Genomic DNA, 14,560 nt, shown 5'->3' on the forward strand with positions numbered 1-14,560 from the left:
ATTCACGGGTTGTCTTCACCAACGAGCCTGCGAGACTTTCGCCTATAACGTTCAGGCTCGCCGTCCGACACCCTCCATCAACACGGTCAAAACGGTTCCGTTGTGAAGACTGGTCGAGAAACTCTCCGCAATAAATTCCAGCATCGAATCATGAAACGTCAGGATGAAGTGCCGATAGTTTGAAAACAGTTCCGGCGTGTGTGACGGATGAACCCGATTTGTCTTTTCAAGGGACGCGATCCACGCTGAGTTGCGGACTTCGAATGCCTCATAGGGTCGCAAGCCCAGTGCATAGAGCCGGTGGCCGCTGATGGTTTCATCATTCGGCGGGCCGAACTGAAATGCCAGATAAGGATCTGCCGTCAGGACGACGACATGCTGGTTGACTGTTGCCGGTGAAACCGAGCGCGGATTCGTGCCATCGAAGGACGTATCCGGAGCATTGGCGATATAAGCGACGAGCAGCCTGCTTTCATCCGCAAACACATGAGGCAATGGCGCGCCGGGGGAAGACGGCGGCACCTCGATCGGCAGCAGGGTCTCGGCACCCGACATTTAATGGCCCTCGCTCGGCAATATCTTGCCCGGATTCATGATGTTTTGCGGGTCAAGCGCCTGCTTGATGGTGCGCATGATGTCGACGCCGTGGCCGAGTTCGTGGCGCAGGAAGCCGATCTTGCCCTGGCCGATGCCATGTTCGCCGGTGCAGGTGCCGTCCATGGCGATGGCACGCATGTTGAGCCGCGCGACGAATTTTTCCGACAGCGCGATCTCCTTGGGGTCGTTCACGTCCATCAGCACCAGCACGTGGAAATTGCCGTCGCCGGCATGGCCGACGATCGGCGCGATCAGCCCCATTTCGGCGATGTCGGCTTCGGTTTCGGTGACGCATTCGGCAAAGCGCGAGATCGGCACGCAGACATCGGTCGATAGACCCTTAGCGCCCGGCCGCAATGTGAGCGACGACCAGTAGGCGTCGTGCCTCGCTTTCCACAGTTTCGTCCGCTCCTCGGCGACGCTGGTCCACAGGAAGGGTCCGCCGCCATTTTCCTCCGCGATCATGCCGAAGGTTTCGGCCTGCTCGGCAACGCCGGCATCGCTGCCGTGGAATTCGACGAACAGGCACGGGCTTTCCGGATAATCGAGCTTGGAATAAGTCTTCATCGCCCGCATCTGCAGCGCATTGACCAGTTCGATGCGAGCCACCGGGATGCCCATCTGGATCGTGGCGATGACGGCGTTGCAGGCCGACTCGACGCTCGGAAACGGACAGACGCCGCCGGAGATCGCCTGCGGAATGCCTTGCAGCTTCAAAGTCAGCGAGGTGATGATGCCGAGCGTGCCTTCGGAGCCGACCAAGAGCCGCGTCAGATCGTAACCGGCCGAACTCTTCTTCGCCCTTTTGCCGGTGATCACCGTCTCGCCGTCGGCCATGACGGCGGTCAGCGACAGCACGTTCTCGCGCATCGTGCCATAGCGCACGGCGTTGGTGCCGGACGCCCGCGTCGCGGCCATGCCACCCAGCGAGGCATTGGCGCCCGGATCGATCGGAAAGAACAGGCCGGTGTCGCGCAGATGCCGGTTGAGATCCTCTCGCGTCACCCCGGGCTCGACCGTGCAGTCGAGATCCTGCGGATTGACCGAAAGAATCCGGTTCATGCGCGACGTATCGACCGAGATACCACCGCCCGGCGCGTTGGTGTGGCCCTCCAGCGACGAACCGACGCCGAAGGCGATCACCGGCACGCGGTGGGCGGCACAGGCCCGTACGATCTCCTGCACTTCGGCCGCCGTCTCCGGAAAAGCGACGCCATCGGGCGCCTGCGTCGGGATGTAAGTGGTGGTGTGCGCGTGCTGCGAGCGGATGGCCTCACCGGTCTGGAAGCGCTCGCCGAGCCGCTGCTTGAGGATGCCGAGCACCGCCGCGATGCCTTCCTCGTTGCGTTCGACGGGATTGAGGTCGCTCAGAGCCATGAATTCCTCCGCGAATGGACCAGTGTCCACGCTTGTTATGCGATTATGGATGCGTAGTCTCCGTAGCCACGCTCTGTCCAGCGCCAGAACAAGGAAGTTTCCATGTCCATCCCAGCCCCCTTCGTCTCGAGGCCCATGGACATCGAAAAAGACTGGATCGACTACAACGGCCATCTCAACATGGCCTACTACAACGTGCTGTTCGACCGCTGCTCGGACGAGGCCTTCGAGGCGATGGGCATGGGGCTGAACTATGTGAAAGACCGGCGGCTCACCATCTACACCGCCGAAGTCCATGTCTGCTACGTGCAGGAGCTGCATCTGGAGCACAAGGTCCAGGTGTCCTTCCAGCTGATCGATCATGACGAGAAGCGGCTCAGGGCCTATCAGGAAATCCGCCATGTCGACGGCTGGCTCGCCGCCACCTCCGAAACCTTGTCGCTGCATGTCGACATGTCGGGGCCGAAGGTCGCGCCCTTCCCCGCCGATGTGCTGGCCAAGGTCGAAGCCATGCGCGCCGCGCATTCGGTGCTGCCGATGCCGGAGCGTGCCGGCCGCTCGATCGGGATCAAGCGCAAATAGGGCGAGCTGACACTGTCACCGCGTCCAGTGAATTGGGCATCAAAGCCACACCGGCAGCTCAAAATGGAAGAACCTGCAAATCGGCTGGCGCCGGTTCTTGAAGCAGCCTCGCCACGGCGTTAACCTTACCGAGGTTTTAACGGGAACAAGCCAATTGGGCCGTTGAACGACTCAGCGGAGCGGCAGAAAAGGTCCGCACGGGTTGTTATACGGGCGGCGGGCGGAGCCGGTTCGAGGAACGTGCATGAAAACCGACATCAAGGTCGAGGTGGACAGGCTGGCCGCCGATCCGCGCATCACCGACTATGATTTCTGGCGTTCGCTCAAGAACGTCGACAACGAGATCTTCCATATCGCCAACAACAACGAGCCGATCCCGTTCGACATGATCCGCTGGCGCAGCATTCTGAAGCGCGCCCGCCTGAAGCGCGGGCATGCCTGACGCAGGCAAACCGGCGTGGTGCCGGTACCGCGCTTTCCTAGTCACCTGACGAGAACGGCTGAACTCATCGCGCCGTCTCACGACGATCGCTTCACCGCCGCCAGCGGCGAGCGCGCCACCACTGGTGAAGACTGGATGATGGCCGTGTTGGTCATCGCATAGGGAATGATCCGGTCGATCACCCGTTCCAGCTCCGCCACCGAGCCGACATGCGCGAGCGCAATGAAACAATCCTCGCCGGTCACCCGGTCGCATTGCGCGATCTCCGGCAGCTCGCGGATGATGTCGGCGACGACGGACAATTGCCCCGGCACCGGCCGGATCCGCAGCCAAGCCGACAGCTTCAGGCCAAGGGCGGCGGGATTGATTCTGACGCAATAGGCTTCGATCACGCCGTTCTCCTGCAGCCTCTTGATCCGCTCGGCGACGCTCGGCGCCGACAGGCCGACCGAACGCGCCAGCTCCGCCGTGCTGGCTCGCGCATCCTTTTCCAGCAGGCGCAGGATCTTCATGTCCGCGGCATCGAGATCGATATTTTCGGTTCGAAGGCGCTTCACGGAAAAATCCTTGCTTCCGATAAGGAACGTGCCAGCCAGGCCGGTCATCTTCCATATGAATAGGGAAAACTGCCTGCGATACTGATCCGATGAACGATCGGACGCAAGCGCCTGCTACCAGCCCTGCCCCCGGCCCCATGCTCCTGGCGGCAAAACTGCCGCCGCATGTCTGGTTCGGCGTCAGCGCCGTCTTCCACTATCTCGGCCCGGCTTTCGCGGTGCTGCTTTTCCCGCATGTCGGCGTGCTCGGCATGGCGTGGCTGCGCATCGCCACCGCCGCGCTGATCTTCGCACCGTTGACGCGCCCGTGGCGGACCTTCGCCCGCGCCGATCCCTCGACGCGGCTGCTGTTATTGGCCTTTGGCGCTTGCCTGGCGGTGATGAACTGCGCGTTCTACCTGGCGCTCGACCGGTTGCCGATCTCGCTGGTGGCGGCGATCGAATTCGTCGGCACCATCGGCGTCGCGCTGGTCGGCCTCAGGAGCACCCGCAACCTCACCGCCCTTGCCGTTGCCGTCACCGGCACCGTGCTGCTGATCGACGTCAAATGGTCCAGCGATCCGCTCGGGCTGTTCTGGGCCTTCCTCAACGGCGCGCTCTTTGTCGGCTACATCGTGCTTGGCCACCGCGTCGCCCGAGCCGGCGCAGGTGACGGTATCGCAGACTTGGGAGCGGCCATGGCAGTCGCCTTCGTCGTCGTGCTTCCGATCGGCTTAGCCGACGCGCTGCCTGCCTTCTTCTCGCCGCCGCTGCTCATCGCCGCCATCGGCGTCGGCATCTGTTCCTCGGTCATTCCCTACATCTGCGATCAGCTCGCCATGTCGCGGCTGCCGCGTTCGAGCTTTGCGCTGATGCTGTCGCTGCTGCCGGTCACGGCAACGCTGATCGGCGTCATCGTGCTGCGCCAGATACCCGACTTCAGCGATTGTGTTGGCATCGCGCTGGTGGTCGCCGGCGTCGCCTTCCACAGGCCGGCGAGGACGGATTAGACGCCCTATGCCAGTTTTTGCTTCAGGCCAGTTTCTCCTTCAGAAAAGCGATCGTCCGGCCCCAGGCGAGATCGGCCGCCTTCTTGTCGTAGCGCGCCGCCGAAGTGTCGTTGTTGAAGGCATGGTTGGCGCCTTCATAGACATAAACGGTGTATTCGACATGGGCGGCATCCAGTTCCTTCTTGAAGGCGTCGATGCCGGCATTGGTGCGATCGTCGAGCCCGGCATAGTGCAACAGCAATGCCGCCTTGATCTTCGACACATCCGCGGCCTTCGGCTGCATGCCGTAATAGGCGACGCTGGCGGCGAGGTCGGGCGCATTGACGGCCAGCATGTTGGCGGTGCCGCCGCCCCAGCAGAAGCCGATGGCGCCGACCTTGCCGTTGCCGTCCTTGTCGGCCTTGAGGAAGGCGACGGTGGCGACGCCGTTGGCGACGGTCTGTGCCGGGTCGAGCGTGGTGAACATGTCGCGCGCCTTGTCCTCGTCGGCGGGCGTGCCGCCGAGCGGCGACAGGAAATCGGGCGCCAGCGCCACGAACCCTTCCAGCGCCACGCGTCGGGCGACGTCGCGTATATGCGGGTTGAGCCCTCTGTTCTCGTGGATGACGATGACGGTGCCGAGCTTGCCGGCCGGCTTTGCCGGCTTGACCAGATAGCCCTTCAGCTCGCCGCCGCTGCCGGGATAGGTGATGTCCTCGCCTTTCACGCGGGCGTCGTTTTCGGCAACGATCGCCGCCTGGGCGGAGTTCGCGGCCAAAAGCGGCGCGATCGCGGCCGCCGCCGCACCCGACCCGGCAAGCCTGCTCAACTGTTCCATGAAGCGGCGGCGGTCGAGCGTCAGATGCGTGTATTCGTCATAGGCGTCGATCATCGCCTGGGTGATCACGGGTTTGACGTCGGTCATGGCGCACTCCTCGGGCCTGGACTGCCCCTGCCGTCCGCAAGATAGGGGCGAGCCTCTCATCGTCCAGTCACGGGACAGTGACATCGTTCCGCCCAGCGATCGGCGCCCGGGCGACGGATCTCATCTCCCATCACGTTTTTGTCATCGGCGACAATCTTGATGGCGCTGCGACAATAGTAGGGGAAACTGGCTGATCGGCCGCCCGATGGCGCGGCCTGGAGGAAACGATGACCATGCCGATCCTGGCAACCGCCTTCATGATTGCCGCAGCCGCCATGCTGGCGATGCGCACGGTTGTTGTTGCCGCGAGCCGCGAGTCCATGGTCAAGAAGTCCATGGTCAAGGTTCGCAGCCAGCGCTATCCGGCAAACATGAGAATCCAAGGTTGAGGTGAAGTCATGGACGTACAGGACATCGTGAACACCGTTTCGCAGAAGGCGGGTCTCGACCAGGCAACGACGGAAAAGGTCGTCGGCACCATTTTCTCGGTGCTCGAGCACGAGGCGGAAGGCACCAGCGCCTCGTCATTCTTCGCCAAGATCCCGGGCGCCGATGCGCTGGCGCAGAAATATGACGTCATGGCCGCCCCTGCCGGCGGTGGCGGCTTCCTGTCGTCGCTGCAGGGCGCGCTTGGCGGCGTCCTCGGCGAAAAGGCCGGCGCGCTGGTCAACGGCCTCGCCGCGCTCAAGGCATCCGGCCTCGACATGGCGCAAATCCAGAAGGCCGGTGAAACACTGGTCCAGCAGGCCGAAGCCGCCGCTGGCCCCGATTTGACCAACCAGGTGCTCGGCTCGGTGCCCAGCCTGAAGGGCCATCTGGGGCTCGGCTAGCACCGACGGTTTGGTGTCACTCCCCTACTTCGGCAGCGCGTAGGCCATCACGTAATCCCCGGGCTTGGTGCCGACCGAGCCGTGGCCGCCGGCGACGATGACCACGAACTGGCGCCCGTCCGCCACCGTATAGGTCATCGGCGTCGATTGGCCGCCCGCTGGCAGCCGCGCCTGCCAGAGCTGCTTGCCCGATGTCAAATCATAGGCGCGCAGATAATCGTCGACCGCAGCACCCAGGAAGGCGACGCCGCCGGCGGTGATCATCGGCCCGCCAATGCCAGGCACCCCGACCTTCAGCGGCAGCGGCAGTGGCGTCATGTCGTAGACGGTGCCGTTGCGGTGCTTGTAGGCGATCGCGCCGGTCCTGAGATCGACGCCGGCGACATAGCCCCAGGGCGGCGCCTGGCAGGGAATGCCGAGCGGCGACAGGAACGGTCCCATCACCACCGCATAGGGAGCGCCGTCATTGCGGTTCAGCCCCTGCTCGCTGCCCTTGGTGTCGTCGCCCGGCGCCGGCACGTCCGCGCGTGGAACAAGTCTCGACGTGAAGGCGAGATAGGTCGGCATGCCGAACATCACCTGCCGCACCGGATCGACCGCCACGCCACCCCAGTTGAAGGTGCCGAAATTGCCGGGATAGACCAGCGATCCCTGCAGCGAGGGCGGCGTGTAGCGGCCTTCATAGCGCAATTTGTGGAAGGCGATCCGGCAGGCCAGCTGGTCGAACATGGTGATGCCCCACATGTCGGCATCGGTCAGCGGCTTCGGGTTGAAGGTAAGGTCCGACACCGGCTGCGTCGGCGATGTGTGGTCGCCTTCGATGGCGCCGCCTGGCGCCGGCACTTCCTTTACCGCGATCACCGGGTCGCCGCTGCGCCGGTCGAGCACATAGAGATCGCCCTGCTTGGTCGGCCCGACCAGCGCCGGCACGATCGAACCGTCAGCCTTGGTGATGTCGATCAGGGTCGGCTGCGCTGGCACGTCCATGTCCCACAGGTCGTGATGTACGGTCTGCCGCACCCATTTCAACTGTCCGGTGTTGAGGTCGAGCGCGGTGATCGAGGAGGAGAACTTCTCGACATTGTCGCTGCGGCCTATGCCGAGTTGGTCCGGCGTCTGGTTGCCGAGCGGCACATAGAGCAGGCCGAGCTTCTCGTCGGCGCTCGGCGTCGACCACATGTTGGGCGAGTTGGCGGTGTAGGTCTGGCCGGGCGCCAATGGCGTCGTCTGGTCCGGATTGCCGGAATCCCAGTTCCACAGCAATTTGCCGGTGGCGGCATCATAGGCGCGGATGACGCCGGACGGCTCCTGCGTCGAATAATTGTCGTTGACCGCGCCGCCGACGATGATCTTGCCGCCCGTGATCAGCGGCGCCGAAGTCGAGTAATAATAGCCCGACTTGGGATACGGCATGTTGGTCAAGAGATTGAGCGTGCCGCCCTCGGCGAAGGCGGGGCAGACCTGCCCGTTGGCGGCGTCGAGCGCGATCAGCCGCGCGTCGGAGGTCGGCAGATAGACACGCGTCGCACACGGCTGGCCGGCGGCGCCGCCTGCATCGGCATAGTAGGATACCCCGCGGCAGGTCTGGTGCTGGCGATCCTTGTCGAGCTTGATCTTGGGATCGTAGCGCCACTTCTCCTTGCCGGTCGCCGCATCGACAGCGATGGCGAAATTGTGCGGCGTGCAGATGTAGAGCGTGTCGCCGACTTTCAGCGGCGTCACCTGGTAGGTGGTCTCGCCGACGTCGTCGGGCCCCTTCACGTCGCCGGTCCGGTAGGTCCAGGCCGGCTTCAGGTTGGCGACGTTGTCCGGCGTGATCTGGTCGAGCGGCGAATAGCGCTGGCCGAATTGCGTGCGGCCGTAATAGTGCCATTCGCCGGCCGGCACATCGCCGCCGAGATTGGCGTTGGGGGTCACCTTGTCGGTGTCGAGCGCACCGGCGATGTCCTTGGGATCCGTCGTCATCGAATAGCCGGCCACCGCCAGCGACGCCAGCACCGCCAGGATCAGCGGCGCGCGTCCGTCGGGACCGGCAAGCCCTCGCCTCGCCCACGGCGTCAGCAACCACAGCGCCACAAGCACGATGATGCCGCCGCGCGGGCCGAGTTCCCACCAGTCGAACCCGGTTTCCCAGACCGCCCAGGCCAGCGTGCCGATCACGATCGCCGCATAGAGCCACAGTGCCGTGGAGCGGCGCCGGTAGAGCAGCCAGGCGGCGATCAAGAAGGCGAGACCGGCGATGATGTAATACCAACTGCCGCCCAGCGAAGCCAACCAGATGCCGCCGGCGCCAAGCGCCAGGCCAAGCAGAAAAAGGACGAGGGAGGTGATGGTGACAGCCAAGATGATACTCCTTCGACTGTTGCGCGCCGCGCGCGGCCACGGGTAACCCCGCGTTGCGTTGCTGCCCGGAACACAACTTTCCCCTGACGGTCCCGCCTGTCAAGCACGCGCCATAAGCGCAGGCGGTAATGTTTGTTCCATCGCAATTGGCTGATAAGGCCGACGGTAGTGCGGGCGTGGGGCGGCCAAATCAGCCACTTTACCGGGAACAAAACGTAGACACTTCTGGTCTTTCCCTCCCGAATCACTACATTCGGGGGAAGATGTCCGGCTTTTCCGAAGACATGCCCTTTTTCGACGAACCCAATGCGCGGCCCACGGCCCCGTCGGGCATTGCCGCGCGCGCGATGGCAGCCCGCAGCGGCCACAACAACGCGCCCGACTATCTCAAGGGTTTGAATCCCGAACAGCGGCTGGCGGTGGAAACCACCGAAGGCCCGGTTCTGGTGCTGGCAGGTGCCGGCACCGGCAAGACGCGGGTGCTGACCACCCGCATCGCCCACATCCTCGCCACCGGCAAGGCCTTCCCGTCACAGATCCTAGCGGTGACCTTCACCAACAAAGCCGCGCGCGAGATGAAGCAGCGCATCGGCATCCTGATCGGTGAAGGCAATGTCGAGGGCATGCCGTGGCTCGGCACCTTCCACTCGATCGGCGTGAAGCTGCTGCGCCGTCACGCCGAGCTTGCCGGCCTGAGATCCGACTTCACCATTCTCGACACGGACGACGTCGTGCGGCTGATCAAGCAGCTGATCCAGGCTGAGGGCCTGGATGACAAGCGCTGGCCGGCCAAGCAGTTCGCCCAGATGATCGACGGCTGGAAGAACAAGGGCCAAGGCCCGGCCGACATTGCCGAGGGCGACGCACGCAGCTTCGCCAACGGCAAGGGCCGTGAGCTCTACAAGGCCTATCAGGAACGCCTGCAGACGCTGAACGCCTGCGACTTCGGCGACCTTCTGTGCCATCCGATCCGCATCTTCCGCGCCAATCCGGATGTGCTGAAGGACTATCACAGGCGCTTCAAATACATACTCGTCGACGAGTACCAGGACACCAACACCGCCCAGTACATGTGGCTGCGGCTATTGGCGCAGCGGCCCGAAGGCAGGCCGATCTCCCCCCTTGAGGGGGAGATGTCCGGCAGGACAGAGGGGGGCGCCTCGCGCCGACAGGCCGGTGGGGCACCGCCCCCCTCTGTCGGCTCCGCCGACATCTCCCCCTCAAGGGGGGAGATTGGGCGCTCTTCGGCGGAGGGCCGTGCCACCGTCAACATCTGCTGCGTCGGCGACGACGACCAGTCCATCTACGGCTGGCGCGGCGCCGAGGTCGACAACATCCTGCGCTTCGACAAGGATTTTCCCGGCGCGACCATTATCAGGCTGGAGCGCAACTATCGCTCCACCGCGCACATCCTGGGTGCGGCCTCCCATCTCATCGCCTACAATGAGGGCCGCTTCGGCAAGACGCTGTTCACCGATCGCAACGATCCCGAGGACGGCAAGGTCAATGTCCACGCCGCCTGGGATTCCGAGGAGGAAGCCCGCGCCATCGGCGAGACCATCGAGGCCTACCAGCGCCAGAAGCACAACCTCAACGACATGGCGATCCTTGTCCGCGCGTCTTTCCAGATGCGCGCCTTCGAGGACCGCTTCATCACGCTCGGCCTCAACTACCGCGTCATCGGCGGTCCGCGTTTCTACGAGCGCATGGAAATCCGCGACGCGCTTGCTTTCTTCCGCGTCGTCGCTAATGGCGGCGACGACCTCGCCTTCGAGCGCATCGTCAACGTGCCCAAGCGTGGGCTCGGCGAAGCCACCATCCGCCAGATCCACGACACGGCGCGCGCGCTGCGCATCCCGATGCTGGAGGCTGCCGCCAACCTCGCCGAAAGCGACGAATTGAAGCCGAAACCCCGCGCCGCGCTGCGCGAGGTCGCCGCCAATTTCGAACGCTGGCAGAAGGCGCTGGAAACCACGCCGCACACCGAACTCGCCGAGACCATTCTCGAAGAGAGCGGCTATACCGACATGTGGAAGAACGACCGCTCGGCCGAAGCCCCCGGCCGGCTGGAGAACCTCAAGGAACTGGTCCGCTCGATGGAGGAGTACGAGTCGCTGCGCTCCTTCCTCGAGCATGTCGCGCTGGTCATGGATGCCGAGCAGAATGCCGGGCTCGACGCCGTCTCGATCATGACGCTGCATTCGGCCAAGGGCCTCGAATTCGAGACCGTCTTCCTGCCCGGCTGGGAGGAAGGCCTGTTCCCGCACCAGCGCGCGCTGGACGAAGGCGGCCGTTCAGGGCTGGAGGAAGAGCGGCGGCTCGCCTATGTCGGGCTGACGCGCGCCAAGAAGAACCTGCATATCTGGTTCGTCTCCAACCGCCTCATCCACGGCCTCTGGCAATCGACCATCCCATCGCGCTTCCTCGAGGAGCTGCCGAACTCCCACGTCGAGGTCGCCGAAGCCGGCAATTCCTATGGCGGCTACGGCAATCCCTATGGCGGCGGTTCGTTCGCATCGGGCCGTGGCCAGGGAGCGGGAAGGCAGAATCCCTACGGCGCCTCGCGCTTCGACAATGTCGGTGCCAACACCGAAAAATCCGGCGCCTTCTCCAACACCTATTCGACGCCGGGCTGGCAGCGCGCACAGGCCAACCGCACCGAGGCGACCGACCGCAACTGGGGCACGCGCTCCGGCCATCAGGTCGAGCGCATCGGCTATGGTGAGACCGACTCGGGCTACGGCGCCGGCCGCACCTCGGTCAAGGGCCGCACCATCGACGGCGAACTGGTCGCCAAATCCGTCTCCGACACGCCATCCGCCTTCAGCGTCGGCGACCGCGTCTTCCACCAGAAATTCGGCAACGGCAACATTGCGGCCATCGAGGGCAACAAGCTGACCATCGACTTCGACAAGGCCGGCCAGAAACGCGTGCTGGACGGGTTTGTAGCGGCGGTGTGAGCCGCGCCCGACCGGCAGCGCCCCTCACCGGTACCTCGCCTGGTTCCACTTGTGCCCCAGCAGCGACAGGATGATGATCAGGCCGTTGAAGAACTGCACATAGAAGCCGCTGAGGCCCGCCGCCACGACGCCGGTCTGGATGAACGACACGGTCACCGCGCCGATGGCGCCGCCGGCTACTGTGCCGATGCCGCCCCAGGTCGGGGTGCCGCCGACGAACACCGAAGCCAGCACCGGCAGCAGGTAGCCGTCGCCGGCGGTCGGCCACCAGGTGAAGTTGATCATCACCGAAAACGTGCCGGCGATCGCGGCACCGATGCCGACGAAGACGAACACCTTCACCCGCACGCGCTTGACGTCGATGCCCATCTGCTTGGCGCTGTCGGGATTGTCGCCGACCACCTTGACCTGCGCGCCGAAGCGGTGGCGATTGTAGAGCATCGCCGACAGCACGACGAAGGCGATGGCCCAGAATATCTGCACCGGGATGCCGTAAACCTGGCTGGAGAAGATCTTGTAGGCCGAGCTGTCGGCAAGGCCGGTCAGCGCCATCGACCTGCCCTCGTTGATGATCTGGATCAGGCCGCGCAGCAGAAAGTTCATGCCGAGCGTGGCGATCAGCGACGATAGCCCGCCATAGACCACCAGCGACCCGACGAGGAAGCCGAGCAGCACGCCGGTGACCAGCGCCGCCGCAATACCGAGGAACGGATCGTAGCCGGCCTGCACCACCAGTGCGAACACCCAGGAGGCAAAGCCCATCGTCGCCGGAAACGACAGGTCGATCTCGCCGCAGGTGACGACGAAGACCAGCGGCACCACCACGAACAGCGCGACGGGAAGCGTCGTCAGCACGGAGCTGTAGAGATACCAGGTGGTGAACACGGTCGGGTTGGCGATCATGAACACCGCCATCATGACGATGAACACGGCGAGCGTGCCGAGCGAGGCGCGGTTGTCGATGACGAAGCCGCGCAGCCAGTGATCGGACGGATGCCGCCATTCCTTGCCGGCGGTGTCGCCGCCTGAACCGCTGAAAGGGCTTTGCAGATCGGGTTCCATGGCCTTGCTCATCGCGCTCTCTGCCCCGTTTCGCCGCCATCATGCAGTCCGGGCAGCCCGCCCGGATGCGCCACGTCTTCCATGAAATTGATGAGCTCCTCGGCCGACTTGACCTGGCTGCGGTCAGTGGTCAGCGCCACCTTGCCGCGGTCCAGCACCACGAAGCGGTCGGCGATGTCGAAGACATGATGGATGTTGTGGCCGATGAACAGGATCGAGCGGCCGCTCGCCCGCACCTGGCGCACGAAATGGAAAACCTTGGCGGTCTCGGTCAGCGACAGCGCCGTCGTCGGCTCATCGAGGATGATCAGTTCCGCCTGCTTGTAGATGGCACGCGCGATCGCCACGCCCTGGCGTTCGCCGCCCGACAGCTGGCCGACGATCGAATGCGGCGTGAACACCTTCGAGGTGAAGCCGATCTCGCGCATCAGCCGGCTCGCCTCCTCGATCTCCTTGTTGACCTTCAAGAAACCCATGAAGCCGGTGAGTTCGCGGCCCATGAAGATGTTGCGCACGATGGTCTGCTGCACCGCCAGCGCCCGATCCTGGAACACCGTCTCGATGCCGGCGTCGCGCGAGCGCGCCGCACTCCATCCGGTCACCGGCTGGCCGCGCACCAGTATGTCGCCGCTGGTCGGCCTGACGACGCCGGACAGGATCTTGATCAGCGTCGATTTGCCGGCGCCATTGTCGCCGATCAGGCCGACCACCTCGCCGCGGTCGACGCTGAGATCGACCCCGCCCAGCGCATAGACCTGGCCATAGGACTTCTTGATGTCGCGCAGTTCGATGATGCGTTCGGCCATCGGATCCTCGCTTTTCATTATCGCTTGCCGGCCTCGTCGCCGGCGGTCCTGCCGGCCGGGCTAAACCCGGCCGGCAGCCTTGGGAGGTCAGCGCAACGCCTGCTTGGCGAGCTCTGAGACGATCTCGTAGTTCTGCGGCGTGACGAAGCCGGCGCCGGTATCGACATTCATCGGCGCCAGGCCCAGCACCACTTGCTGGCAAAGGCTAAGGATCGGCAGATAGCCCTGCATGAACGGCTGCTGGTCGGCCGTCAGCTGCACCCAGCCGCCCTTGAAGGCCTCGACGATCTGCGGGCTGGTGTCGAAGCCGAAATTGAAGATGTCGCCGGGCTTCCTGCCCGCCGACTGCATATAGGTCGGCACATTGCCGAGCATCTGGCCGCCCGGATAGCCGACCGCCTTCACATCGGGATTGTTGAGCAGCGCCGCCGTGATCACCGGTATCGCCAGATTGGGGTCGGATGCCCATTCGCCGCTCGGCGGAGACGACAGCTGGATGACCTCGACGCCGGCTTCCTTGAGTGCCGCCACCGTGCCACGCTCGCGTGCGCCACGGGCTTCGTTCTCGAACGGGCCGATCATGATCGCCTTGTCGCCGGCCTTGAGCTTACCAAGCTTGAACGCCTCGGCGCCGAGCGCACGGCCCTGCTGCTCCTGCTGGGCGCCGATATAGCCGCCGCCGAACGCTTCCACCACCTTCGGCACCGGGACGTTCTGGTACATCATCTTGATGCCGTCCTTGTGCGCCTGTTCGGCCAGCGGCATGATCGCGGCGTCGCCGGGATGACCCATCATGGCGATACCGTTTGGCTTTACGGCCACGGCTTCGCGCAATTGCTGCACCATCTTCTCGACGTCCCACTGAGAGAAAATGTAGTCGACCTTCGGGCCGAGATCGGCCGCCGCCTGCTTGGCGCCATTGTAGACGATGGTGCCGAAAGCGTCGCCCTCGGCGCCGCCGACGAAGAAGCGGATGTGGACGTCCTTGCACCATTGCGCGTCGAGCGCGTGGGCCGGCAGTGTCGAGATGGCGGCGGCGAGCGCCGTGGCGGCTGCCGCGACGGTCAGGCGAAGTGTCGTTCTCTTGGCGATGCTCATGCACGTTCCTCCC

14 protein-coding genes are annotated in these 14,560 nt (G+C 64.4%); 6 read left to right on the forward strand and 8 right to left on the reverse strand.

Annotated elements, in window-relative coordinates:
* Positions 1 to 51: 51 nt before the first annotated feature.
* Both X743_RS21555 and X743_RS159040 read right to left on the reverse strand, forming a co-directional pair.
* On the reverse strand, positions 52 to 555 hold the full coding sequence (locus tag X743_RS21555; protein WP_023765084.1) for a hypothetical protein: 504 nt from the start codon (positions 553 to 555) through the stop codon (positions 52 to 54).
* Positions 556 to 1,974, reverse strand: a complete 1,419-nt coding sequence (locus X743_RS159040) for an FAD-linked oxidase C-terminal domain-containing protein (RefSeq protein ID WP_023765085.1) — start codon at positions 1,972 to 1,974, stop codon at positions 556 to 558. It abuts the gene before it with no gap.
* 102 nt (positions 1,975 to 2,076) lie between these two features.
* Here X743_RS159040 and X743_RS159035 point away from each other — a divergent pair, with 102 nt between their 5' ends.
* Complete coding sequence (locus X743_RS159035; RefSeq protein WP_023765086.1) at positions 2,077 to 2,556, forward strand: thioesterase family protein; 480 nt, start codon at positions 2,077 to 2,079, stop codon at positions 2,554 to 2,556.
* 244 nt (positions 2,557 to 2,800) lie between these two features.
* The gene (locus X743_RS159030) at positions 2,801 to 2,998 is read left to right on the forward strand and encodes a hypothetical protein (RefSeq protein ID WP_013894716.1); all 198 of its coding nucleotides are present in this window, start codon (positions 2,801 to 2,803) and stop codon (positions 2,996 to 2,998) included.
* 77 nt (positions 2,999 to 3,075) lie between these two features.
* On the opposite strand, the gene X743_RS159025 is transcribed toward X743_RS159030, so the two are convergent.
* Positions 3,076 to 3,555 carry an Lrp/AsnC family transcriptional regulator gene (locus X743_RS159025; protein WP_023765087.1) on the reverse strand — a complete coding sequence of 160 codons (480 nt, stop codon included), beginning with the start codon at positions 3,553 to 3,555 and terminating at the stop codon, positions 3,076 to 3,078.
* An 89-nt stretch (positions 3,556 to 3,644) separates the two neighbouring features.
* Here X743_RS159025 and X743_RS159020 point away from each other — a divergent pair, with 89 nt between their 5' ends.
* Positions 3,645 to 4,544 carry a DMT family transporter gene (locus X743_RS159020; RefSeq protein WP_023765088.1) on the forward strand — a complete coding sequence of 300 codons (900 nt, stop codon included), beginning with the start codon at positions 3,645 to 3,647 and terminating at the stop codon, positions 4,542 to 4,544.
* Positions 4,545 to 4,566: 22 nt separating this feature from the next.
* Here the strand turns inward: X743_RS159020 and X743_RS159015 are convergent, their stop codons facing one another.
* Positions 4,567 to 5,448 (reverse strand): dienelactone hydrolase family protein, encoded by an 882-nt coding sequence (locus X743_RS159015; protein WP_023765089.1) that lies wholly within the window; start codon positions 5,446 to 5,448, stop codon positions 4,567 to 4,569.
* Positions 5,449 to 5,675: 227 nt separating this feature from the next.
* Here X743_RS159015 and X743_RS1000000172755 point away from each other — a divergent pair, with 227 nt between their 5' ends.
* Together X743_RS1000000172755 and X743_RS159010 are read left to right on the forward strand one after the other, a co-directional pair.
* Positions 5,676 to 5,837: a hypothetical protein gene (locus X743_RS1000000172755; protein ID WP_023765090.1), complete on the forward strand. Its 162-nt coding sequence runs from the start codon at positions 5,676 to 5,678 to the stop codon at positions 5,835 to 5,837.
* Positions 5,838 to 5,846: 9 nt separating this feature from the next.
* A complete protein-coding gene (locus X743_RS159010) occupies positions 5,847 to 6,278 on the forward strand; it encodes a hypothetical protein (RefSeq protein ID WP_023765091.1) in 432 nt (143 codons plus the stop codon).
* 24 nt (positions 6,279 to 6,302) lie between these two features.
* On the opposite strand, the gene X743_RS159005 is transcribed toward X743_RS159010, so the two are convergent.
* Positions 6,303 to 8,621: a glucose/quinate/shikimate family membrane-bound PQQ-dependent dehydrogenase gene (locus tag X743_RS159005; RefSeq protein ID WP_023765092.1), complete on the reverse strand. Its 2,319-nt coding sequence runs from the start codon at positions 8,619 to 8,621 to the stop codon at positions 6,303 to 6,305.
* A 263-nt stretch (positions 8,622 to 8,884) separates the two neighbouring features.
* Here X743_RS159005 and X743_RS159000 point away from each other — a divergent pair, with 263 nt between their 5' ends.
* Entirely contained in the window at positions 8,885 to 11,581 is a 2,697-nt protein-coding gene (locus tag X743_RS159000) for a UvrD-helicase domain-containing protein (RefSeq protein ID WP_023765093.1), read from the forward strand.
* Positions 11,582 to 11,605: 24 nt separating this feature from the next.
* On the opposite strand, the gene X743_RS158995 is transcribed toward X743_RS159000, so the two are convergent.
* From X743_RS158995 to X743_RS158985, 3 genes are all read right to left on the reverse strand, one after another.
* Positions 11,606 to 12,655, reverse strand: a complete 1,050-nt coding sequence (locus X743_RS158995; protein WP_023765094.1) for an ABC transporter permease — start codon at positions 12,653 to 12,655, stop codon at positions 11,606 to 11,608.
* Positions 12,652 to 13,449, reverse strand: a complete 798-nt coding sequence (locus tag X743_RS158990; RefSeq protein WP_023765095.1) for an ATP-binding cassette domain-containing protein — start codon at positions 13,447 to 13,449, stop codon at positions 12,652 to 12,654. The genes X743_RS158995 and X743_RS158990 overlap by 4 nt, the downstream gene beginning before the upstream one ends.
* Positions 13,450 to 13,536: 87 nt before the next feature.
* On the reverse strand, positions 13,537 to 14,547 hold the full coding sequence (locus tag X743_RS158985) for a substrate-binding domain-containing protein (RefSeq protein ID WP_023765096.1): 1,011 nt from the start codon (positions 14,545 to 14,547) through the stop codon (positions 13,537 to 13,539).
* Positions 14,548 to 14,560 lie beyond the last annotated feature (13 nt).

This window comes from Mesorhizobium sp. LNHC232B00 (assembly GCF_000502435.1).
In the GTDB taxonomy this organism is placed as follows: Bacteria; Pseudomonadota; Alphaproteobacteria; order Rhizobiales; family Rhizobiaceae; genus Mesorhizobium; species Mesorhizobium opportunistum.